Origin of the sequence: Mammaliicoccus lentus (genome assembly GCF_002902755.1) — a bacterium.
In the GTDB taxonomy this organism is placed as follows: domain Bacteria; phylum Bacillota; class Bacilli; order Staphylococcales; family Staphylococcaceae; genus Mammaliicoccus; species Mammaliicoccus lentus.
In genome coordinates this window covers 45694-69189 of the sequence record NZ_PPRS01000022.1, presented here as the reverse complement: position 1 = coordinate 69189, position 23496 = coordinate 45694, and the positions used below count along the sequence as shown (strand labels likewise).

Sequence of the window (23496 nt, the reverse complement as noted above, 5' to 3'; positions counted from 1 at the left end):
ATTTATATAATTTTACTGTTTTCTATAAGTATTGAGGATGAATTTTCTTTAAGCTTGCTTATTCCTAACTATATATGCTCATTTAAATTATATAATTATAATAACCATATTGACAAAAAAAGGCAATAAAAATTTAAAGATAGTTGTCTAATTTTTAAGTGGTTGATTTTAATTCAACATTCAAATAATATTAAAATTCTTTGTATGCATTAATGCTATTTTGAGTTTTTATCATGCTTTTTTTGATTGTGTTTTGAAATTAATATTATATTTATTAATCCGAACGATACGATTGTTATTATTAAGAATAATATTCCTTGAAACGTTGATTCTCCAGCTTTAGTTGTAAATAAATTTGTTTCCATGAAAAATAATTTATATAATATATAAGCTGACATTAAACTAATTAACCCGGCATCAGTCATATTCTCATCTATAGTTTTTTGGTCGTCATCGTAATTACTATTTTTAATATATAAGTTCATAAGAGTATATAATATTACGGCAAAACCTACAGTAATTATTTCAGTATCTTTATAGAATGCAATAATTATTATTAAGAAAGCTGCGATAAGATAAAAAGCTAAGAGAGCGTTAAATAAAAATTTTTTAAAAAGTTTATTCCGTGATAATCTCTTCTGTTTACTCATAAACTTCACCTCTTAAATGTCATTACATAAACATTATATCATTATTAATAAAATAACGTATTATTATTAAAAACAATTAAATTATAAATATATTTTATTAATTTAAACATACAAATCTAACTCACTAATTCTATTATATATCTCATTACTATTCATGTTATATTTTTTAACAGAAATTTTACTTATGCTTTTTAATTGGTATAATTTAATAAGTTTTAGAGGAGGTCGGGTTATGATTAGATATGCTACTGAAAATGATTTAGTTTATATTTTAGATATTTATAATGACGCTATTGTAAATACTACAACTGTTTATACATATGATGAAACGGATTTGGATGAACGTAAAGTTTGGTTCGAGAATAAAAGAAACGATAGTTTGCCGATAATTGTTTTTGAAAGGGATAACCGTGTTGTTGGTTTTGCTACTTATGGTCCTTTTCGTAATTGGCCTGCATATCAATATACTGTTGAACATTCTATTTATGTTGACCCACGTTATAAGAGGTTAGGTATTGCATCATCTTTATTAGATGAAGTTATTTCGCTTGCTACTGAAGCAGGGTATAAAACGATGGTAGCTGGTATCGATGATAGTAATGAAGGTAGTGTAGCGTTACATAAGAAGAAAGGGTTCAATCACGTTGGTACGTTAAGTAATGTTGGGTTTAAATTTGATAATTGGTTAACATTAGTGTTTTATCAACTGATGTTAAAATAACTCGAATGTTAATTATAATGAATTATATATAAGTGTTAGAAATGGTATAATAGATATAACTATTTTAAAGAGTCTGGGACATAATTAATTGTCTCAGACTCTCTCATTTTTGTATTTTGAAGTTACATTTAAAGGGGAACTTATGAATATTTCATTATTAATTCTAGTAGTAATTGCTATTTTGTTAGGTGCTTTAGTAAGAAATATATTTGGTTTTGGTGAAGCGCTAGTGACGATGCCATTACTTTCATTATTGAATATTGATTTTAAGTTATCTGTATCTATAGTCGCAATAATTGGTATTCTTGTTGCTTTTCCTGTATTTATTAAAAGTCGAAAAGACATTGATTGGTCGATTATTAAAAGGTTGCTAATTGGTTCTATTATAGGTGCACCGATTGGAATTTTTATTGTTAAATGGACTGATGAAGCTGTCATAGTAAAGTGCTTAGGTATCTTTATATTAGTATATGGTCTAGTTAATCTCATTAATCAATTTGTAAAGGTTTATCAAATGAATAAAAAAATACCAAATCAATTTGATTATATTGCTGGTACTATAGCGGGTCTTTTAGGTAGCGCTTATAATAGTCATGGTGTGCCAATCGTTATTTATGGTACTTTGAAAAAGTGGGATATATTTGATCTTAAAAAGATTTCTCAAGTACACTTTTTTATAACTGGATGCTTTATTGTTACGAGTCATGGTGTTTCTGGATTTTGGTCACCATCATTATGGTATTTGCTCATTATTGTTATTCCTCTACTTGTACTAACGTTGCTATTTGGTAATATGATTAGCAAAAGAATAGATCCAAAATCTTTTATTAAATACGTATATATATTATTAATCGTATTTGGTATATTAATGATCTTTAAGTAAGATAACTATAATTGATTTTGTAAATGATGATGAGAAGTTTCTTTTAAAGCTTTAATGGCGTTTTTTAAACTAAATAACATTGTCTCGAATTGATGTTGTGATGACTTTGTATTGTGATAAATATGGAATAATTCAACAAAATATAATTCATAATCGCGTCGTTTGTTGTTTATTAAATTCTTGTTATGTTTTAATAAATGATCTACTCTGTTCATTTCATTATATATGAAAGATTCATTTATAAAGGTAGCCGCTTCATTAGTTGATTCAAAATGGTCTAAAAACGTTATATAAGATTCAAAACGATTAACGATTAAATGTAAGTATTTATCCATTTCAGAACACTCCTTGGAATAGTTAATACTTACATTATACGAACATATGTTCTGTTTTGTAAAGTGAAATATCGATTTTATATAAAAATATGCTAGAACTTTAAAAATGTCCCAGCATAAAATGATATATTATTAAACTCGTGTTAATTTATTTATCAGTCTGTACATATATAATATGTTCTTTAGCTACATTAATAACATGATCTGGTGTTTCGAGTAAAATATGTTGAAACCCATCTTTAAGTAATTCTTCAACTTTAAATAAATTATTATGAACAGTCATAATATATACATTTTTATTGGCTTTTAAACCTTTTTTTATTGCCGTGCTAAATTCCATCAAAGTTCACTCCTTTTCTAATTAACGATTATTGTATCATAAAATAAATATTGCTAATATACTATGATTGAGTTGGTACCAAGAGGGTAAAGTAATATATGAAAGATATTTATAGGAGGTAATTTTCATGGATGATCAAGTATACCAAAAAATATGGACGAAACTTAAAGATGAAATTGATTTAAATATTGTCGAACTTAAACAAACAGAAGTGGAAAAAGAGTCTCCAGGTTTAGAAAAAGCTAGAAAAATGATGGCACATTTAGAAGATGAATTTATAAAAAAATAATATTTATTTAATAACAATCAAAATAAATCAAAAACATTCAAAAACATCAAAATTTGATATTTCATTCTACTAAAAAATAACGATTTGTATTTAAAAGTGATAATTTACATGATTTGCCTCTAGTATAGGGCTTAGATATTTTGTAGTATTTATATATTAAGTTTTTTTGGAGGCAATTATGTTTTTCGATAAAAAAATATTAGTATTTGAAGATTTAGAGAACAAATACAATGAAGAAGAAGCTCAAAATATATTTTTAAAACATTCAATTGATTATGATTTTATCACAGTTAGTAGTCAGTCTATTATGTTAGGCGGATTGAAATATCAATCTAATGATAGTAGATCTCAATTTATTCGTGAATTTAATCAATATTTAGGTAACTAAATTTAATATTCATTACCAATAGAGAAGATAACACTCTTGGTGATTTTGTAGAGGCTGGGACATAAATACATGTCTCAGCCTCTTTAATTATAATGGCAGTAGCTGACTGGATTGAAAATGCGCTTATATCAAGCTTTTTCCAACCCTAGTCATCCTTGCCGGGGTGGGACTACGAAATCTATTTATTAAAATGAGATTTCTGTACCACTCCTTTTTATTTAATCTAACAAAATTGTCACATGATAAGAGATTTTGTTAGGTATAAATTGGGTATTAATAAATAGAATACTTTATAATAATAAGTGTAGTTAAAGGAGGGGTACAATGTTAGTTAATAAATGGATTTATATTGCTTTAGCAATCTTATTAGGAAACTTTGGCGTTCATAAATTTTACGCGCAAAAACCAGTTGTAGGATTATTACACTTAGCATTCTGTTGGACGGGAATTCCTCATATCATCGCGTTTATAAGCGCAGTTCTCGCATTATTGAGACCGTCTGATGAACATGGTAATATATACGCATAATAAAATAGAATAGGGCTTAATAGCCCTGTAAAATAAAAAACAGCAAAATTCTTATATAAGAATTTTGCTGTTTTTATTTATATGTTGTTTATTCTTCCATATCCAAATAAAGCAATTTAACACGTTCTTTTAATACTTTGACTTCAATAGGTGTATTATATTGAATTTCTCCATCGATATCTAACCTAGCATCTGGATCTGTTTTGAGATACACGTCTTTACACGAAATGTGTGTAATACTGTCGCTAATTTCATTCCAATTCATACTATCTTTTACTTTGAAGAAATCATTTATAATACTAAAATTATGATTTTCAAAAACGAATATGTTCATATTGCCATCATTTGGAGATAAATCTTCTAATGGAATTCTATTGCCGCCTACGTGTTGGCCGTTAGCAATTAATATCATAGATGTTTCACCGCTGTATTCTTTTTCATCAGCTATTAGATGATAATCATATATTTGCGGATTAGAAACAGTTTTTAATGTTGAAAATACATAGCTAAATTTACCTAATAGTTCTTTTTGGTTAGATTGTACATTTTCAGCATTTTGAACCATAAGTCCAATACCTGTAAAGTTTAGAGCATACACGCCGTTTACACTTAGAACATCAAAGGATTTAATTTGACTGTTCAATAAGTCTTCAGAAGCTTGCATAGGTTTTTGTGATAAGTTTAATGTCTTAGTGAAATCATTAAATGTACCGCCAGGAAGTACACCTATAGGTAGTTGAATGTTATTTTCAACTACACCATTTACAAGTTCATTTAAAGTACCATCTCCGCCTAAAATAAATAACACATCATAAGGTGTAGCATAATTATTGTTACTTATTTCTTTGCAAAATGATTTAATGTCTCCTTCTTCTTTACTTAATTTAATTGTTAAATCATCACAGAATTTTGTTAAGTTTTCTGTTATTTGACCAAGCTCTTGGTATACATCGCCTTGGCCAGAAGCTTTATGATAAAACAATATTCCCTTATGAAAATGTTGTGTCATATGAGTAATGCCTCCTGAAATATTTTTTATTACCATACCATGTATGAGATAAGATATACAGTTTCAAGTTTTATACTTTTATATGTTAAAATGATAAAAAGAAATAAAAAGGGGAGAATATAAATGGCCTCACAAAATGATTATATCAATTATTCTATGGATAAAAGAGAAAAACCATTATTAGGTGTTGTTGTTCATAATGATGCGAGTGAATTAAATGCTAATGAATGGCGAGAAGTATTAAAAGACGCACCGGAAGATAGATATATTCAAGGTATTGCTCATTATTACATTGATCGTAATTACCAATGGCAAGCAATTGATACAGAAAATATTGCTTGGCATACAGCAAACGAAGTAGGTAACGAACAATATATAGGTTACGAGGTACTGGAATCACTTTCGAGCTCAGATGAAGAATTTTTATTAAATGAGCAAGAAACATTCAGAGTCATAGCAGCAGATATGACTGATTATAATTTAATGCCCAATAGAGATACAGTGAGATTACATTTAGAATTTAGTGAAACTGAGTGCCCTCATCGTTCATTAGAAATGCATACTAACTGGCGTACAACAGTAGATGGCATACCTGATGATTGGATTATTAATGAAATGAAAGACTATTTTATAGAACAAATTAAGCAGTACATGTTGAATTAAATTATAAATTTTACTAAAAAAGCGTTAAGTCATTTAGATGACTTAACGCTTTTTTTAAATCCTTATTGTGCATATTGTTGTTGAATTTCTACTAATGCATTATAGAATAATTCAGGTTGCTCAGGTCCATTATAAGTACCTTTTTCTAAAGCATTTAATGAAGCTTTTTCAGGATTAGTTAGACCGCCGTTATATTCTTGTCTCCATTCAGCATTGATAGAATTAAGGTATGGGTTTACACCAGACTCATTATATATTTGCTGAGCTTGTTCTGCACCTAAAGCTGATACAGTTTCGTTATTATTTAAGTTGTTGTTATTCATAGAATTACTTTCATCAGCTTGCTGTTGATTATCGTTCGATTGTGCTGAACTATTTTCATTTGTAGCGTTCTGATTTGCTTCACTGTTAGAAGCTGAGTTATCACTATTATTTGATTCATTAGATGATGAACTATCTCCAGATGTGTTTGAATCTGAGTTTTCAGCGCTATTAGATGATGAATTAGAATCTTCTGTATTAGAGTCATCTGAATTAGAATCAGAAGATGTAGAAGAGCTATCATCAGAGGAATCTTTATCGCTACTGTTAGCCTTACTATCAGAGCTCTTATCTTCAGAGCCACTTGCTGAATCTTTACTAGAGTCTTTCTCAGAATCTTTTTTGTCACTTGATTTAGAGCTATCATCAGATTTTGAACTTGAAGACTCTTTTTCAGATGATGAATCTTCTTTACTATCGCTGCCATTACCGCATGCAGCTAAAAATAGAAAAGAAGATAAAAGTAATATTAAAAATTTCTTCATAAAATACACTCCTTTATTTTGATAATGAGATTGACACTTATGTATCAATATTCTTTAAATACCACAATAATTTTGAATAAAACCCAATTAATTTTAAATTATTTTAAATTTTTCAATATCGTTATTAATATTAGTTAAACAATATTTACAAATAATCAATACAACGAAATATCGACCTATTTAATTTTAAAAATTTTGATTTTTCTAACAAATCGGTATAATACAAATATGAAGAAGTTATTAAGGAGGAAGATTTATGAGTAGTAAAACAATTGGGTTCGTAGGTACAGGCGTCATGGGAAAATCAATGGCTGGCCATTTAATTGATAAAGGTTATGAAGTGAATGTATATAACAGAACTAAGTCTAAAGCAGATGATTTAGTTGAAAAAGGCGCAACTTGGTGTGACACGATAGCTACGCTTTCTGAAAAAAGTGACATTATAATATCTATAGTGGGATATCCAAAAGATGTTGAGTCAATTTATTTAAGTCAAGGTGGTATTTTAAATCATGCCAAAGCAAATAGTATTGTGATTGATATGACGACATCAAGTCCTGCTTTAGCTCACGACATTTATGAAAAAGCAAAAGAACGAAATATTAAAAGTTTAGATGCACCAGTTTCTGGTGGAGATGTAGGCGCAAAAAATGCTGCGTTGACGATTATGGTAGGTGGAGATCAAGAAGCCTATAATCAAGTGGAAGATATATTTAATTTGCTAGGTAAAAATGTAGTATATCAAGGTAAAAGCGGAAATGGTCAACATACGAAATTATCAAATCAAATAGCTATTGCTGCAGGTATGTTAGGAGTAGCAGAAGCAATTATTTATGCTGAAGAAGCAGGATTAGATATTAATAAAGTATTTAATTCCATTGAACATGGAGCAGCAGGAAGTTGGTCTTTATCTAACCTTGGGCCTAGAATGGTAAAAGAAGATTATGCACCAGGCTTTTACGTAAAGCACTTTATTAAAGATATGAAATTAGCAATTGAAGAAAGTGAGAAGATGGGATTATATATGCCAGGTTTGCTAAAAGCAAAAGAAGTTTATGATGCTTTAAGCGAAGCAGGATACGATGATAACGGGACACAGGCAGTAATACAACTATTGAAAAATCATATTAAAAAGAGGTAATTGAAATGGAACTAAATGAATACCAAAAATTATCAAAAAGAACAATGTCAAATATTCATAAGGACCCGACTCAAAGTTTAATTAATGGTGCATTAGGATTAACAGGTGAAGCGGGCGAAGTAGCAGATGTAATCAAAAAACATGTATTCCATGGTCATGAATTAGATAAGACAGCGCTGAAAAAAGAATTAGGCGATGTTATGTGGTACATATCGTGTTGTGCTACAGCACTCAATATTGAAATGGATGAAGTAGGGCAGAGTAATATCGAAAAATTACAAAAAAAGATATCCAAATGGATTTAGTGAAGAAAATTCACGAAATCGTAAAGAATAAATTATTTCTTACCTATTGGATAAAGATTCCAAATCTGTTAAAATGAAAGTAATTGAAAACGCTTTCTTTGGAGGTTGAAAATGGAATCTAACGAACAATATTTAACATTAGAAGAATTGAAAAATATTATGTCTGACTATCCTTTGCAATATATTGTTTGTGGAGAACTTGCTGTAGATTTATTTTTGAATGAGTGTACACATATAAAAGAAATAATTGGTATCACAATAAGTCGAGAAGAAATGGATGAATTAAATGCTTACTTTAGAAAGCGTAATTATCAATTTGTTGTGAAGACACCATTAAATGAATATGAGCATATCTCAGAAAATGAACTGTCAGATTACAGTAAATACTTTATTTATGATCCGGTAACAAATGCGAGGATAATTAAAGTATACATTTACGAAACAAAAGATGAAAAGTGGCAATTTAGTCATGATCATAATATTGAAATTGATGATTACAAAATATACTTTCATAGCTTAGAATATGACGTGAAATATTTAAGGCCAGAAATACAAATGATGTATAAGTTGTATCATGAATTAAGACAAGATGATATCTACAAATATCAAAAGCTAATACAGCATTTAAGTTATTATCAATTTTTTATGCTCAGAAAAGTTATTGGTGCAGATAAGCTCAATCACATTATATTAGCCGAAACATAGTAAATAATAATGATTCTGGGACATAAATCCCTTATTCAAAAAAATACTCCTAATCCATTAATTCTAAATAACAATGGATTAGGAGTATTCATTTATACTCGGACTCTTTTGCGATTTTGAAAGTCGGAGCTATGACTCGAGCCTATAGTGGAAGTCAGCACATTATAAAATGGTAGGTGCATTCGTTCTAACGTGCTTGTTAGAAAAGTCCAGCTCGTTAGAAAATGTAACATGCAAATGATAAATATCTAGCACGTTAGAAGTCTTTATTACATGTATTTAAAGTAAAATGACATATAAATCATAGAAAATATAGATCTAACGTGCTTGTTAGAAAAGTCTAGCTCGTTAGAAAATGTAACGTGCAAGTGATAAATATCTAGCACGTTAGAGCTTTTATATTTCTTTCACTGAATATAAAAAATCAAGCTGAGCCAATTTCATTTGGCTTAGCTTGATTTTTAAATAACTTCAGTTGGTTGTTTCGTAAAGTACTCATCATAAATAGCTTGAACGGCTATATCAGAATAATGTTCATCGATACCAAACATCATAGATATTTCTGAAGAACCTTGGTTAATCATGTTTAAGTTTATTTTGTTTTTGCTCAATGCATTTGTTGCACTTGCAGCTGTTCCGATTGCTCGATTCATACCTTCTCCAACTATCATCAATATCGCTAAATCATAGTCGATTGTCAGTTCATCAACTTGAATTTGATTTCTTATTTTATTAAGTACATTTTGTTCTTTACCACTTATTTGTGTTGTTCTCATGATGATACTTAAGTTATCTATACCTGAAGGAATATGTTCGATAGAGATATTTTCTTCTTCTAATATGCTTAACACACGTCTTGTGAATCCAACTTCTCTGTTCATTAAGTATTTTTTAATATTGATAATCGTAAATCCTTTGTCACAACTTACGCCTGAGACGATTTGTGACAGACTAGATATGTCACGTTCACTTACGATAAATGTTCCTTTGTCATGAGGTTTGTTAGTATTTTTAATCACAACAGGAATTCTATCTTTATATAATGGTTCTAGAGCTTCATCATGGAAAACTCCGAATCCAGCATATGATAGTTCCCGCATTTCTCGATATGTGATTTCAGGTATGATTTCAGGTTGAGATACAACAGTAGGATTAGCTCTAAATATACCGGACACATCTGTAAAGTTTTCATATAAGCTAGCTTCAATGCCTCTCGCTAAAATTGCTCCAGTAATATCTGAACCGCCTCTAGGGAAAGTTACAATATCCCCATTTTCTGAATAGCCAAAGAAACCTGGGACGATAAGTGTTTCTTCATATTCACGTAATTTATGAATTTTTTCGTATGAAGATTCTAATATCATAGCGTTACCGGGTTCATCAGTAACGATAATTCCAGCGTCTTTTGGAGATAAATATCGAGTAGGGAAACCTAAATCATTATTGTATTGTGCGATGATTTGAGCGTTAAAGTCTTCACCACAACTTTTTAATGCGTCTAATAATCGTTTAGGTTTATCTTCGTAAGTATCAATTAAGCAATTTAAGTCATTTTTTAATTGTTCTAAAATGATTTCATCCATTTCTAGTTCTACTACGATTTCTTGATAACGTTCAATGATTTGTTGGAATTTATGTGTGTAGTCTAGCTTATTTATAATTTTTTCATACAAACGTATAAGTAAGTCAGTTGTTTTTACATCTTCTTTAAAACGTTTACCGGGTGCTGATACTACGACAATTTTCCTTTCATCGTCACTATTAATAATGTCTAATACTTTTTTGATTTGTGTGCTATTAGCAACGGAACTTCCGCCGAATTTTGAAACTTTCATTTTATCAGTCCTTTTACTGGGGGTATTGTTATTGTACTACTTTACAAAGCTTGGAATAGTGTTAATATTACTATTAATTCAAATAATTCAAACTTTACAAAAATCTTTAATGAATTTATACTATAATAAAGTTGAGTCTATTTCAAGTAGACATTTGTATTTTTTACAAGAACAATATATTAAGGTGAGTGAGGAAATGAAAGTATTAAATGTAGCAGTATTAGGACTCGGTACGGTAGGTACAGGAGTTGTGAAGATTATTGAAGAAAATAAAGAGCAAATAGAAGACACAATCGGAAAGTCTATACATATTAAACATATACTTGTTAGCTCTATAGGAAAGAAAAGAGCGATTAATACTTCAAGATATCATTTAACTGAAAATATTGATGATATTTTAAATGATGATGAATTAGATATAGTTGTTGAAGTTATGGGTGGCATTGAACCAACTGTAGAATGGCTTAAATCATTCTTATCTAAAGGTATTCATGTTATTACAGCAAATAAAGATTTATTGGCTGTTCACTTAAGAGTATTAGAAGATTTAGCAGAAAAAAATAAAGTAGCGTTAAAATATGAAGCAAGTGTTGCCGGTGGTATCCCAATTGTTAACGCAATTAATAATGGTTTAAACGCGAACAATATTAATCAATTTATGGGTATTTTTAACGGAACATCAAACTTTATCCTTAGCCAAATGACACGAGAAGGTAAATCTTATGAAGAAGCACTACAACTTGCAACAGATTTAGGTTATGCAGAAGCAGATCCTACTGATGATGTTGAAGGCGTAGACGCAGCTCGTAAAGTAGTTATTACGAGCTATTTATCATTTAATAGAGTTATTTCATTAGAAGATGTAGAAAGAATAGGCATTTCGAATGTCGAAATTGAAGACATAAAAGTAGCTGAAAAATTAGGTTATAAAATTAAACTTATAGGCCAAGGTAAATTCGAAGATGGTCAAGTTGTAGCAAGCGTAAAACCGACTTTATTACCGAACAGCCATCAAATGTCTCATGTAGAAGACGAGTATAATGCTATTTACGTTATTGGTGATGCAGTAGGAGATACTATGTTCTATGGTAAAGGTGCAGGCAGTTTAGCAACTGGAAGTGCAGTTGTATCTGACTTATTGAATGTTTCGCTACAGTTTGAATCAGACTTACACACATTGCCACCACACTTTGAACTAAAAACTGAGGCAACTAAAGAGATTGTAGAAGATGATGTCGTGAAATTCCCTCTGAAAAATAGTCACTTTATCATTGTAGAAAGTAATAAAGATGAAGATCAATTAAGAGAAGATATTAAATCAATAATAGATTTCCATAGAAGTGTTAAAGTAGAACAAAGAACTGAAAATACTTATGGCATTGTTATTAGAGGTATAGATGAATTACCAACTGAAAAACTTAAAGAAAATGGGTTAAATATTTTAAAATATTATCCAATCGAAGGAGACCAATAGTATGGGAAGATGGCAAGGACTTATTCATAAATATAAAGAATATTTACCAGTAAATGAAAATACACCAGAATTAACATTAAATGAAGGTAATACACCATTAATTCATTTACCTTATTTATCAGAGCAATTAAACATTAATCTATATGCTAAATTCGAAGGCTTGAATCCAACTGGCTCGTTTAAAGACAGAGGTATGGTTATGGCAGTTGCTAAGGCTAAAGAAGAAGGTAAGAAAATTGTTATTTGTGCTTCTACTGGAAATACTTCTGCTTCAGCTGCTGCGTATGCAGCAAGAGCTGGTATGAAAGCGATTGTTGTAATACCTGAAGGCAAAATAGCTTTAGGTAAGCTAGCACAAGCAGTTATGTATGGTGCAGAAATCGTTTCAATTAAAGGAAACTTTGACGAAGCTTTAAATATCGTAAAAAAGGTTGCGGAAAAAGGCGAAATTGCTTTAGTTAACTCGGTTAATCCATATAGAATTGAAGGTCAAAAAACAAGTGCGTTTGAAATCGTAGAACAGTTAGATGGTAAAGCGCCAGATACTTTTGCTATTCCAGTTGGAAACGCGGGAAATATCACTGCATATTGGAAAGGTTTCAAAGAATTTGATAATTTGAATCAATCTGGATTACCGGTAATGTGTGGTTTCCAAGCAGAGGGTGCATCACCGATAGTTCAAGGTAAAGTTGTTAAAAATCCTGAAACTGTCGCTACTGCTATCAGAATTGGAAATCCTGCAAGTTGGAAAATGGCAGAAGAGGCGAGAGATGAGTCAAATGGTTTGATTGATAGTGTTACAGATGAAGAAATTTTAAAAGCTTATAAATTAATGACTAGTAAAGAAGGCGTGTTTAGCGAACCAGCAAGTAACGCATCAATTGCAGGTTTATTGAAATTACATGAACAAGGAAAATTAAAACCAAATCAAACTGTAGTTGCCATATTAACTGGTAATGGATTGAAAGATCCAGATACAGCGATTGATTTATTGGATTCACCAATCACACCACTAGAGAATGACGAACAATCTATTATTGATTATATCGAGAGTGCTTTACGATGAAGAAATTACAACTCAAAGTACCAGCATCAACAGCAAATTTAGGAGTTGGGTTTGATTCTATAGGGATGGCTTTAGATAAATACTTAGAAGTTGAAGCAAGCGTATCAGTAGATCAGCAATGGCACTTTGAGCACATTGGACCTCATTTAACAGGTTTACCTGAAGATGAAACACATTATATTACTCAAATTGCACAACAAGCAGCAAATAAATTCAATCAAAAAGTACCTCCACTTCGATTGAAAATGTATAGTGATATACCATTAGCAAGAGGTTTAGGGAGTTCCGCTTCAGCATTAGTAACAGGTCTCTTTTTGGCGAACCATTTTGCAAACTTAAAACTATCTAAATATGAATTGCTTCAATTGGCAACAGAAATCGAAGGACATCCTGATAATGTTGCACCGACTATATATGGTGGCTTAGTCTTAGGTGTTTATGATCCAGAAGAAAACCAAACCGATGTATCTTATATTGATATTCCAAAAGTGGATGTCATAGCGACGATACCGTCTTATGAATTATCTACCGAAAAAGCTAGAAAAGTATTACCAGAGAATTTAGCATTAAAAGATGCAGTAAAATATAGTGCAATTAGTAATACAATGATTAGTGCTTTAATTCAACATAATTATGAACTAGCTGGAAAAATGATGATGAAAGATGGTTTTCATGAGCCTTATAGACAATATTTAATTCCGGACTTTGAAGATATTAAGACAATAGCATTAGAACACGGAGCTTATGCCACAGTTATTAGTGGTGCGGGCCCAACAGTATTAACACTTATTAAAAAAGAACTCAGTGGTAAATTAGTGCGTACATTACAAGAAAAATTTAAAGATTGTGAGTCAGAGCTTGTAACAATCAATAGATTTGGCGTAAAACAAACAACAATTAATTTATAAAATAAAGATGATGCTTACATTCTTCTTATGGTAGAATGTAAGCATCATTGCATTTAAGGAGATAGTTATGACATATAAATACATAGTTATGGATATGGATGATACATTGTTAACTTCAGAAAATAAAATTAGTGAAGAAACACATGCATATTTATTAAAAAAACAACAAGAAGGCATGAAAATTATACTTGCTTCTGGTAGACCAACAGCAGGTATGACAAAGCATGCAGAATCTTTAAATTTGAAACAAAATGGTGGATATATTGTAAGTTATAATGGTGCAATTATTACAGATGCAGCAACAAATGAAGTTGTCTTTAAACAGACGATAGATAAAGAAAATGCACATAAAATTATAGATTTTTGTAGAGAAAATAATTTCTTCAGTTTAACATATATCAATGATGAAATCGTTTATGATTCTACACATGAATATATGAATATTGAAAGTGAATTAACAGGCTTGCCGATGGTATCGGTATCAGATTTAAAAGAAGTCATTACTGAAGATGTACCTAAAGTTATGGGAATAGATTACGAAGAAAATATCTCAAAAGCTAATCAGTCTCTAAATGGACAATTTAACGATCATATTTCTTCAACTACAAGTAAACCTTATTTCTTAGAGTTTATGAATAATGAAGTATCTAAAGGAAAATCACTTCAAAAGCTTTTTGATAAAATAGAAGCGGATTTTTCAGAAGTTATTGCATTCGGAGATAGTTTAAATGACTCAGATATGTTAGAGAAAGCAGCTATTGGTGTTGCTATGGGTAATGCTAATTATACAATTAAAGAACTTGCAGACGTTGTAACTGATGACCATGATAATAATGGTATCGTGACAGCTTTAGAAAAATTACTTAAGTCATAAGCATAATTAAAAGCCGTGAAATAGGATGGAATATCCACACTTCACGGCTTTTTTATGTCTAATAAAGTCTATCCTCGTTAAAAGCAATAGAAGTCATTTCAATAACTAAAATTGATTTTGCACCTAGTATTTTCAACTGTTGAACTAAATCATCTATTTCTGTTTTGTGTCTCAATCTCTCAACTAATACAATGATTTGATCATATTGATCTATTTCTAAGTTATATAAATAATGAGTGATTGATCTCTCTAAAGGAGACATGAAGCTAATTTTTTTGTTTGAATGGTTCAGTGTACTTGAATCAAAATTAAAACGTGTTGTACCTTGAACTTTTACTTCCTTCCCAGGTAAATATCTAGCAATTTGCAGAGGTACATATAGAAATTCTCCAATGCCGATAATCATTTTAGATGAATCATCTAATAAATCACCGAGTAACTCGCCCATACGTTGGAATAATTCTTCAGAAATTTGTTGTTCTCTACCGTTTAAAGTAAATCTACCTGTTGAAATAAAGTATGGATTATCATGGATTGTTCCATTACGTAACATATTTTGAGCTTTAACGATAAAGTAATCATTTATAATATGTCTTAACGAATAATATTGTACTTTTGTTTCATGGTGGTTATTTTTTAATAGTTCATTATGAGTAAGTTGATGCGTAACATTTTGTATATCTTGGACTTCTACATCGAAAGACATTAATGAAATGATATTAATCTTGATATTTAAAGATTTTTCCAAACTAGAAAATGATTCTTTAACACTTTGTGATCTTAAATCGATAGGTGTTAATACCGTAAACATTTGTCTAGATGGATATTTTTTATGAATTTTCATAATTAGATTAATTACTGAATGACCATTTAACAAATGATTATCTATAATGGCAATCCTCTCATCATTATCAAAAAAGTCTTTATCTTTAGTATAGAAAAACAGTCTTTCTTGTGTATCAACAATATCACTATGATCAAGTAAAGGTGGGTGAGAGATCACTTTATCTCTTGTAGAAGCCAAGAACATAACATCATCTTCAAATAAACTAAATATAGAATGTCCGAGATTAACTGCACGCTCACTCAACCCTAAAAATCGAGTAGGTGGGTAATGTCCAAGTTTGTTCGTTTCTACTAAATTTAATGCTTGAATCATCTTACCTCTGTTTTGACTATTAATAGCACTTGCAACAGTCTCCATCCTTTCATCAGTTTCACCGGTTAAGGCTTCATGATATAAAAATCCTAATAATAAACCGACTAATAATGGATGTTCTGGATACAATGCTCTTGAATATCCTAAACAGGGAGATACAGGGATATAAGGAAACTCTGAATGTTCTTCTTGGGTCATGGCTAGCATTTCATCTATTTCGAACTGAAATCGATTATCTATTACTTTAACCTCTACTTGCTTTTCGTTATCTAGAGGGAAAACTTTACTCTGTTGAGACATGAAATAACTCCTTTATTTGCTCGTATGCGTCCATTCACGACTAAATTTTTTTCTTTTTATATGTGCATAAACTTGATCGGCAGCATAATCTTGATTTGTATAAACTGTAATATCATAGAAAACTTGATTTTCTTCAAAAGGTTCATTTAAGTATAAATCTTTTAAATGATCGAATAAGGACTGCATTTGTTCTCTTGTCAAACTCGTATATTCTCTTAAAGTCTTTTTTATGAGTTGAGAATCAGAATCAAATGCACTTTGCACCACAATAACAAAGCGTTCATCTTGTTTAAGTACATCATCAAATAAATTAGTTTGTCCAGTCATTGTTTCACCTTCTTAATGAGTTATTAATTATTTATGTTTATTATACTATATATAATGGAATAAGAAAAAGTTACAATTGTTTTTGTATAAAAAAATACTACCAACAATGTAAATACATTGTTGGTAGTATTAACTCATTATTTATCATAGTTGTGTTTTGATAAATCGATATCTTCTAATTTAATAACTTTAGTTTTTGTTATGAATTTATGGATGAAATAAACAACAACGCCAAGTATGATAGGTAAGAATGATTCAATTAAAATAGGGATATTTAAATTGATGATACTATCAAATGATTGTCCAATTAGTAAGAATGCAATAACTGAAATAACAATAATAGGGCCTAAAGGATATAAAGGTGCTTTATATTCTAAAGTTTCAGTTTCTGATTTACCTTGTTTTCGTATAGCCATTCTTAAACGAACGTGACTGATGATGCTCATTAACCAAACTAATGTAACAAGTGCACCAAGCATATTTAATAATCTATAGTAACCGTCAGCATTTAACGTTGCATATACGATTGATAAGAATATTAAAACGATTGTGACACATAGTGACACAAATGGCATGTTATGTTTATTTAATTTACTAAATACTTTTGGTGCTTGTTTATGTTTTGATAAAGAATAAAGCAAACGACTTGTAGCATATAATCCTGAATTACCAGCTGATATTAAAGCAGTTAGTATGACAGCATTAATAATAGAAGCGGCAAATGCGATACCAACTCTATCAAATACAATTGTAAAAGGACTTTGTGTTACTGTATTATCTTTGTTTAATAACAATGGATCTGTATAAGGTATTATTGCTGCTATTACTGCAATTGCTAGAATATAGAATAATAATATTCTCCAGAACACTTGTCTAATAGCTTTAGGCATAGATTCTTTAGGATTTTCAGACTCACCAGCAGTAACTGCAACAACTTCAGTACCACCAAAGCTGAATCCAGCAACAAGTAATACGCCTAAGAAACCAGATATACCATTAACAAAAGGTGCTTCTTTGTATGTGTAGTTCGTTAAACCTAAAGGCTCATTACCACCTAAAATACCAAAGATGATTAGCACACCGACAATTAAGAAGATGATTATTGTTGCAACTTTGATAAAACTTAACCAATATTCAGCTTCACCAAATGCTTTAACAGTAAATATATTTAATAAGAACAATATAACTATAAAAATCATACTCCATACAAATGGATCAATACTGTCAAATATATTCCAATATGTAATAATTTTAGCAGCTGTTAATATATCCACACTAGACACTAGTGCCCAAATAATCCAATATAACCAACCAACTGTAAAACCTGCAGAAGGGTCTATGAATCTACTAGAATAAGCACTAAACGATCCTGAAACTGGATAAAATGTAGCAAGCTCCCCAATAGCAGTCATTAAGAAATATAGCATCACACCTATAATTGCATATGCTATTAACGCACCGGCAGGACCAGCTTGTGTAATGACAGCACCACTAGCCATAAATAGACCTGTACCGATAGAACCACCGATAGCTATCATTGAAATGTGTCTAGTCTTTAAACCACGTTTCATTTCTTCCATATAAATCACCATACTTTCTACTTCACTATTAACTTATTTTAAATATAAGTAATATTTTATTATCTATTCAGAAAATAAGCAATGAAAATTTTATTACATAAATGCTTTAAAGCATTAAATTAAAGGAATAATAAAAAAGTCACTCCAAATTAATGAAGTGACTTTTAATGTCGTATATCTTATTATAAATAAGAAATTATTTTGTTTCGCGATGTAAAGTATGACGACCTAATCTTGGACTATATTTTTTTAATTCAATACGTTCTGGATTTGTACGTTTATTTTTAGTAGAAATATAGTTTCTGTCGCCTGTTTCAGTACATGCTAACGTGATATTTACACGCATGTTCATCAGCCTTTCTGTATAGTAATCATTACGTTTTATAATAATATCATAAAATATAATGCTTAGCAATAGAATTACTCTATGAAATAGGGACATCAGATTGTTATAATAAAATAAATATAAATAAGGAGACTTTTATGAAAAATAAATCGAAAATAGCAATAGTATTATGTGTTACTGTCTTATTTCTAGCAGCTTGTGGATCTAAATCAAACAGTAATGATAAATTAAAAATTTATGCGACTAACTTTCCTTACGAGAGTTTTACTAAACAAATAGGTGGAGAATATGTAGATGTTGAGTCTATCTATCCAAGTGGTACTGATTTACATAATTACGAACCCACTCAAAAAGAAATGTTAAATATCGCAAAAAGTGATTTATTTGTATATTCTTCAGATGAGTTGGATCCAGTAGCTAAAAAAATTAGCTCTACAATAAAACAAGGCGACCACAAATTACAAACTATTCCTAATTTAGAGGAAAGTGAAATATTAGAACACCATCATGAAGATGGAGAAGAACATGAGCATGAACATGATGCAACACATAATGAAGAAAATGAACATGACCCGCATATATGGCTTGATCCAATTGCCAATAAAGAAGCGGCTAAATCTATTAAAGATAAATTAGTTAAAATAGATGCATCGCACAAAGAAACTTATGAAAAGAATTACAAGAAGCTAATAACAGATATCGATAAAATCGATAAAGAAATGAAAGAAATCACAAAAGATACGAAGCGAGATACTGTATTTATTTCTCATGACTCTCTTGGATATTTAGCAAATCGTTATCATTTTAAACAAACAGGTGTAACTGGAATGAATAATGAAGAACCTAGTCAAAAAGAACTTCTAAATATAATAAAAGAGATTAATAAATCAAAATCTCCATATATATTATATGAACAAAATGTAAGTTCTAAAGTAACAGATATTATAAAGAAAGATACTGATAGTAAACCACTTAAGTTTCATAATTTAGAAGTATTAACTAAAGAAGAAGCAAAAGATAAAAACATCACTTATCAATCTTTAATGGAAGAAAATATCAAGAATTTAGATAAAGCTCTTAATAATTAATAAATATAATCTTATTTCGTTTACTTTTTCATGTTAACCATGTATAGTAACTAATGGATTATTATTAATAGTTTTGAAAGAGGTCATTGATATGAAAATTTTTGATTATGAAGACGTACAATTAATACCAAACAAATGTATAGTAGAAAGTCGCTCTGAATGTGATACTACTGTTAAATTTGGGCCGAAAACATTTAAACTACCAGTTGTACCTGCTAATATGCAAACAGTGATGAATGAAGAACTAGCTGAATGGTTTGCTAGTAATGATTATTTTTATATCATGCATCGCTTTGATGAAAAAGCACGTATTCCATTTATTAAAAAAATGCAAAGTAAAAACTTATTTGCATCTATCTCAGTAGGTGTTAAAAAAGATGAGTATGATTTTATAGAAGAATTAGCAAATGAAAATTTAATTCCTGAATATATGACAATAGATATTGCACACGGTCACTCTGAGCAAGTTATTAGAATGATTAAGCACATTAAACAACATATTCCAGAAACATTTGTAATTGCTGGTAATGTTGGAACGCCAGAAGGTGTTCGTGAACTAGAAAATGCTGGAGCAGATGCAACTAAAGTTGGTATCGGGCCTGGTAGAGTCTGTATAACAAAAATTAAAACTGGATTTGGAACTGGTGGCTGGCAATTAGCTGCTATTAACCATTGTAGTAAAGCTGCAAGAAAACCAATTATTGCTGATGGTGGAATCAGAACAAATGGTGATATTGCAAAATCAATTAGATTTGGTGCTAGTATGGTTATGGTAGGTTCACTATTTGCTGCACACGAAGAATCTCCAGGTGAAACTGTTGAACTTGAAGGCAAATTATACAAAGAATACTTTGGAAGTGCTTCAGAATTCCAAAAAGGTGAGCGTAAAAACGTAGAAGGTAAAAAAATGTTTGTCGAGCATAAAGGATCATTAAAAGATACTTTAATTGAAATCGAACAAGATTTACAAAGTTCTATCTCGTATGCAGGTGGCAAAGACTTACAATCTATCACTAAAGTAGACTATGTGATTGTACGAAATTCAATATTCAACGGTGACCGCGACTAAAAATAGGCGAGGTGGACTACTTGAAAAAAGTATTTTACTTATTCATATTGTTATTGATTATAACCTTAATCAAGCCAGTCCCTGAATCAGATTTATCAAAACAAATTCAACAAAAAGTGATGAATGTTCAACAAGGACTTGAAGATGAACAAACTACTAAGAAAGTTGAACTAAAGACGCCGAAAGAACAAGAATTTGCGATTAATAATATTCAAATCAATCAAACGAAAAGCGAAGTTGAAAAGAAACTTGGCAAACCAAAACGGGTAACCGTTAATGAATATAATGAGAAATGGCATGCATATCATGACCAATACAATGGATTTGTGATGGTCAGTTATGACGATGACAAAGTAACAGGATTATATACAAACCAAGACTTAATAACATCTCAAAAAGGTATAACGAGTAAAATGAAAAAGAATAAAGTTCGTTCAATTCTCGGTGAACCTTTAGATGAGATTCAAAAAGATAAAGTTAAGTTAGTTCAAAATGATCCTGATTATGATGTTTTCAAATTTGATAACATTTATACGACCATATTTTATGATAAGCATCAAGACAATCAAATTAAAGGAATAATGCAAGTAGCTTCGTCAACTGAAGATAAGCGTACAAATCAGTATCATACTGCTTCAGATGAATATAAGGGTGCATTAGAACTACAAAATTTTGATATAGTCAATGCAGAGCGCGTTCAATTTGATTTACCGACATTATCTTATAATGAAAATGTAAGTCATACTGCTCGTAAGCATAGTACAGATATGGTGGATAACGACTATTTTGATCATACGAATAAACAAGGTTTATCTCCATTTGATAGATTAGACAATGATGGTTTTGATTATGTAACTGCAGGTGAAAACTTAGCATATGGTCAAATAAGCAGTGTTTATGCCCATCATGGACTAATGAACTCATTGGGACACAGAAAGAACATTTTAAATAAAGATTATAAAGAGTTAGGAGTAGGTGTCGATATTGGCGAAGATTTACAGCCTTATTGGACTGAAAACTATATTACTCAACAGTAGAAAATAGATAAGCAAAGTGCATTGTCTAAACAACTTTGATATAATAACGATATAAAAATTATTTCATATTTCCTTAAATGTTTTACACATGTTGTTTCTAATAATTTGATTGGTGGAATAACATATAAAGGGGAAGTTTAACATGGAAAATAAAGAAATAAATAATAAAGATATTGACGTTTTAGATCGTGTCAAAGAATTATTAAATAAAAAAGATGTTTCATAAAAAGATTTTTATAATAAAAATAAAAGCTCAAATAATCAAATAAAGGGAATATGATATAAAAAAAGCTGTGATGCAAGTGCATCACAGCTTTTTTACATTTCTCTAAACAATCCTACTACTTTACCTAAGACACTTACATTGTCTAAGTAAATTGGTTCCATTGTACTGTTCTCAGGTTGAAGTCTATAACGTGATTCTTCTTTGTAGAAGCGTTTAACGGTAGCTTCATCATCTTCAGTCATCGCGACGATGATATCCCCATTCTCAGCAATTGTTTGGCTTCGCACGATTACTTTATCTCCATCAAGAATACCTGCTTCTATCATACTGTCCCCAATAACATCTAATATAAAGATATTGCTATTATGTGTTGATGTAAAGTGAGCAGGTAGCGGGAAATATTCTTCAACGTTCTCAACTGCTGTAATAGGTATACCAGCAGTTACTTTACCTATGACCGGAACATGAATGGTGTTCTCTTGGTTAATGTTCTCTCCTACAGTCTCGGTAATCTCGATTGCACGAGGTTTAGTAGGGTCACGTTTAATATATCCCTTTTCTTCTAATCTAGATAAATGGCCATGTACAGTGGAACTTGAAGCAAGTCCGACAGCTAAACCAATTTCACGAACACTAGGCGGATAACCTTTTGTTTGTACTATATGTTTAATGAATTGATATATTTCAGATTGACGTTTAGTTAATTCTTTCATAGTCGCACGCTCCTAATATTGATTTAAATTTATTATAGCACATACGTTTCCTTCGAACAAACATTTGTTCGTATTTTCATTGACTACGAACAGTTGTTCTGTTAATATAAAAATACAAACAAACGTTCTAGGAGGAAGTAGTTATGACAGTAACAATTAAGAAGACAGTTTTAGTATATTTAGCAGTGTTCTTGATGACTCTATTAATAGGATATTTATACTTAGCTCAGTCTAATGCTGTTTATTCAACAGAACAGACGTACGAAATGACTGATCACAAAATCAAACAACAAGATAACCAACAACCAAATAATATAGATGCAGAACCAAATCATATAAGTAAATCTAAAGCTATGGTAGGTTCGATAGATTAATCGTTAAAATATGAGCAAATCCATTTGGATTTGCTCGTTTTTTTTGTTATCTTTTAATTAAATGGAAAGTGGTGATAAAATGTTAAGTAAAGAAAAGATTGAAAGAATTAATGAGCTAGCAAATAAAAAGAAAACAAGTGGACTTTCTGAACAAGAAGCAAAAGAACAAACAAAACTTCGTGCAGAATATTTACAAGCTTTTAGAGGTAACTTTAAAGATACGATTGAAAGCACAAAAGTTATCGATCCAGAAGGTAAAGATGTAACACCTGAAAAATTAAAAGAAATCCAAAAGAAAAATAATATAAGAAATTAGTTAAAATGAGTAATAATAATTAATATTCCGAATATTATGAT

General features: G+C 30.3%; 28 protein-coding genes and 1 pseudogene. 18 read left to right on the top strand and 11 right to left on the bottom strand.

All coding sequences use genetic code 11. The features are described 5' to 3' along the window. Positions 1 to 215 precede the first annotated feature (215 nt). Positions 216 to 650, bottom strand: a complete 435-nt coding sequence (locus tag CD135_RS07780; protein WP_103269164.1) for a hypothetical protein — start codon at positions 648 to 650, stop codon at positions 216 to 218. A gap of 232 nt (positions 651 to 882) precedes the next feature. Here CD135_RS07780 and CD135_RS07775 point away from each other — a divergent pair, with 232 nt between their 5' ends. Continuing rightward, positions 883 to 1371, top strand: a complete 489-nt coding sequence (locus CD135_RS07775) for a GNAT family N-acetyltransferase (RefSeq protein WP_103269163.1) — start codon at positions 883 to 885, stop codon at positions 1369 to 1371. 142 nt (positions 1372 to 1513) lie between these two features. Continuing rightward, on the top strand, positions 1514 to 2254 hold the full coding sequence (locus CD135_RS07770) for a sulfite exporter TauE/SafE family protein (RefSeq protein WP_017000448.1): 741 nt from the start codon (positions 1514 to 1516) through the stop codon (positions 2252 to 2254). 5 nt (positions 2255 to 2259) lie between these two features. Here CD135_RS07770 and CD135_RS07765 read toward each other — a convergent pair whose 3' ends face one another. Together CD135_RS07765 and CD135_RS07760 are read right to left on the bottom strand one after the other, a co-directional pair. Then, positions 2260 to 2589 (bottom strand): hypothetical protein, encoded by a 330-nt coding sequence (locus CD135_RS07765; protein ID WP_017000447.1) that lies wholly within the window; start codon positions 2587 to 2589, stop codon positions 2260 to 2262. Positions 2590 to 2737: 148 nt separating this feature from the next. Further along, the gene (locus tag CD135_RS07760) at positions 2738 to 2929 is read right to left on the bottom strand and encodes a hypothetical protein (protein ID WP_017000446.1); all 192 of its coding nucleotides are present in this window, start codon (positions 2927 to 2929) and stop codon (positions 2738 to 2740) included. Between the two features lie 127 nt (positions 2930 to 3056). Between CD135_RS07760 and CD135_RS12995 the strand changes: the two genes are divergently transcribed. From CD135_RS12995 to CD135_RS07750, 3 genes are all read left to right on the top strand, one after another. Beyond that, positions 3057 to 3218, top strand: a complete 162-nt coding sequence (locus tag CD135_RS12995) for a hypothetical protein (RefSeq protein WP_017000445.1) — start codon at positions 3057 to 3059, stop codon at positions 3216 to 3218. 178 nt (positions 3219 to 3396) lie between these two features. After that, positions 3397 to 3606, top strand: coding sequence for a hypothetical protein (locus CD135_RS07755; protein WP_017000444.1), 210 nt, complete (start codon positions 3397 to 3399; stop codon positions 3604 to 3606). Positions 3607 to 3930: 324 nt separating this feature from the next. Continuing rightward, positions 3931 to 4134, top strand: a complete 204-nt coding sequence (locus CD135_RS07750) for a TM2 domain-containing protein (protein ID WP_017001237.1) — start codon at positions 3931 to 3933, stop codon at positions 4132 to 4134. An 88-nt stretch (positions 4135 to 4222) separates the two neighbouring features. On the opposite strand, the gene CD135_RS07745 is transcribed toward CD135_RS07750, so the two are convergent. Next, the gene (locus CD135_RS07745) at positions 4223 to 5143 is read right to left on the bottom strand and encodes a diacylglycerol/lipid kinase family protein (RefSeq protein ID WP_016999616.1); all 921 of its coding nucleotides are present in this window, start codon (positions 5141 to 5143) and stop codon (positions 4223 to 4225) included. Between the two features lie 123 nt (positions 5144 to 5266). On the opposite strand from CD135_RS07745, the gene CD135_RS07740 reads away from it, so the two are divergent. Next, a complete protein-coding gene (locus CD135_RS07740) occupies positions 5267 to 5806 on the top strand; it encodes an N-acetylmuramoyl-L-alanine amidase (RefSeq protein ID WP_016999615.1) in 540 nt (179 codons plus the stop codon). Positions 5807 to 5868: 62 nt separating this feature from the next. Here the strand turns inward: CD135_RS07740 and CD135_RS07735 are convergent, their stop codons facing one another. Beyond that, positions 5869 to 6612: a hypothetical protein gene (locus CD135_RS07735; protein WP_070045258.1), complete on the bottom strand. Its 744-nt coding sequence runs from the start codon at positions 6610 to 6612 to the stop codon at positions 5869 to 5871. A 256-nt stretch (positions 6613 to 6868) separates the two neighbouring features. Between CD135_RS07735 and CD135_RS07730 the strand changes: the two genes are divergently transcribed. From CD135_RS07730 to CD135_RS07720, 3 genes and pseudogenes are all read left to right on the top strand, one after another. Continuing rightward, a complete protein-coding gene (locus CD135_RS07730) occupies positions 6869 to 7753 on the top strand; it encodes an NAD(P)-dependent oxidoreductase (RefSeq protein ID WP_103269162.1) in 885 nt (294 codons plus the stop codon). A gap of 5 nt (positions 7754 to 7758) precedes the next feature. Next, a pseudogene (locus CD135_RS07725) lies at positions 7759 to 8089 on the top strand (nucleoside triphosphate pyrophosphohydrolase family protein). Between the two features lie 80 nt (positions 8090 to 8169). Then, on the top strand, positions 8170 to 8763 hold the full coding sequence (locus tag CD135_RS07720; protein ID WP_064205385.1) for a hypothetical protein: 594 nt from the start codon (positions 8170 to 8172) through the stop codon (positions 8761 to 8763). Positions 8764 to 9224: 461 nt separating this feature from the next. Here CD135_RS07720 and CD135_RS07715 read toward each other — a convergent pair whose 3' ends face one another. After that, positions 9225 to 10598, bottom strand: a complete 1374-nt coding sequence (locus CD135_RS07715; protein WP_016999611.1) for an aspartate kinase — start codon at positions 10596 to 10598, stop codon at positions 9225 to 9227. A gap of 196 nt (positions 10599 to 10794) precedes the next feature. On the opposite strand from CD135_RS07715, the gene CD135_RS07710 reads away from it, so the two are divergent. From CD135_RS07710 to CD135_RS07695, 4 genes are all read left to right on the top strand, one after another. Next, positions 10795 to 12072, top strand: coding sequence for a homoserine dehydrogenase (locus CD135_RS07710; RefSeq protein ID WP_026023654.1), 1278 nt, complete (start codon positions 10795 to 10797; stop codon positions 12070 to 12072). Position 12073: 1 nt separating this feature from the next. Further along, a complete protein-coding gene (gene thrC, locus CD135_RS07705; RefSeq protein WP_016999609.1) occupies positions 12074 to 13138 on the top strand; it encodes a threonine synthase in 1065 nt (354 codons plus the stop codon). After that, positions 13135 to 14046 (top strand): homoserine kinase, encoded by a 912-nt coding sequence (thrB, locus tag CD135_RS07700; protein WP_016999608.1) that lies wholly within the window; start codon positions 13135 to 13137, stop codon positions 14044 to 14046. Before thrC ends, thrB begins: the two co-directional genes overlap by 4 nt. Positions 14047 to 14113: 67 nt before the next feature. Then, positions 14114 to 14920: a Cof-type HAD-IIB family hydrolase gene (locus tag CD135_RS07695; RefSeq protein ID WP_103269161.1), complete on the top strand. Its 807-nt coding sequence runs from the start codon at positions 14114 to 14116 to the stop codon at positions 14918 to 14920. 58 nt (positions 14921 to 14978) lie between these two features. Here the strand turns inward: CD135_RS07695 and CD135_RS07690 are convergent, their stop codons facing one another. The 4 genes from CD135_RS07690 to rpmG form a co-directional block, all read right to left on the bottom strand. After that, on the bottom strand, positions 14979 to 16379 hold the full coding sequence (locus tag CD135_RS07690; protein WP_064204998.1) for a phosphoribosyltransferase domain-containing protein: 1401 nt from the start codon (positions 16377 to 16379) through the stop codon (positions 14979 to 14981). A gap of 12 nt (positions 16380 to 16391) precedes the next feature. After that, on the bottom strand, positions 16392 to 16706 hold the full coding sequence (locus CD135_RS07685; RefSeq protein WP_016999604.1) for a hypothetical protein: 315 nt from the start codon (positions 16704 to 16706) through the stop codon (positions 16392 to 16394). A 137-nt stretch (positions 16707 to 16843) separates the two neighbouring features. Next, the gene (locus tag CD135_RS07680) at positions 16844 to 18286 is read right to left on the bottom strand and encodes an amino acid permease (RefSeq protein ID WP_016999603.1); all 1443 of its coding nucleotides are present in this window, start codon (positions 18284 to 18286) and stop codon (positions 16844 to 16846) included. Between the two features lie 196 nt (positions 18287 to 18482). Beyond that, positions 18483 to 18632 carry a 50S ribosomal protein L33 gene (gene rpmG, locus CD135_RS07675; RefSeq protein ID WP_026023653.1) on the bottom strand — a complete coding sequence of 50 codons (150 nt, stop codon included), beginning with the start codon at positions 18630 to 18632 and terminating at the stop codon, positions 18483 to 18485. A 137-nt stretch (positions 18633 to 18769) separates the two neighbouring features. On the opposite strand from rpmG, the gene CD135_RS07670 reads away from it, so the two are divergent. The 3 genes from CD135_RS07670 (at position 18770) to CD135_RS07660 (ending at position 21826) form a co-directional block, all read left to right on the top strand. Then, complete coding sequence (locus CD135_RS07670) at positions 18770 to 19720, top strand: metal ABC transporter solute-binding protein, Zn/Mn family (RefSeq protein WP_103269160.1); 951 nt, start codon at positions 18770 to 18772, stop codon at positions 19718 to 19720. Between the two features lie 91 nt (positions 19721 to 19811). Further along, the gene (gene guaC, locus CD135_RS07665; RefSeq protein ID WP_064204995.1) at positions 19812 to 20789 is read left to right on the top strand and encodes a GMP reductase; all 978 of its coding nucleotides are present in this window, start codon (positions 19812 to 19814) and stop codon (positions 20787 to 20789) included. Between the two features lie 20 nt (positions 20790 to 20809). Then, positions 20810 to 21826, top strand: coding sequence for a CAP domain-containing protein (locus tag CD135_RS07660; RefSeq protein WP_174700877.1), 1017 nt, complete (start codon positions 20810 to 20812; stop codon positions 21824 to 21826). A gap of 318 nt (positions 21827 to 22144) precedes the next feature. Here CD135_RS07660 and lexA read toward each other — a convergent pair whose 3' ends face one another. After that, positions 22145 to 22765 carry a transcriptional repressor LexA gene (gene lexA, locus CD135_RS07655; protein WP_016999600.1) on the bottom strand — a complete coding sequence of 207 codons (621 nt, stop codon included), beginning with the start codon at positions 22763 to 22765 and terminating at the stop codon, positions 22145 to 22147. 143 nt (positions 22766 to 22908) lie between these two features. Between lexA and sosA the strand changes: the two genes are divergently transcribed. Both sosA and CD135_RS07645 read left to right on the top strand, forming a co-directional pair. Further along, positions 22909 to 23139, top strand: a complete 231-nt coding sequence (sosA, locus tag CD135_RS07650) for a DNA damage-induced cell division inhibitor SosA (protein ID WP_016999599.1) — start codon at positions 22909 to 22911, stop codon at positions 23137 to 23139. A gap of 79 nt (positions 23140 to 23218) precedes the next feature. Then, positions 23219 to 23455 (top strand): DUF896 domain-containing protein, encoded by a 237-nt coding sequence (locus tag CD135_RS07645; RefSeq protein ID WP_016999598.1) that lies wholly within the window; start codon positions 23219 to 23221, stop codon positions 23453 to 23455. Positions 23456 to 23496 lie beyond the last annotated feature (41 nt).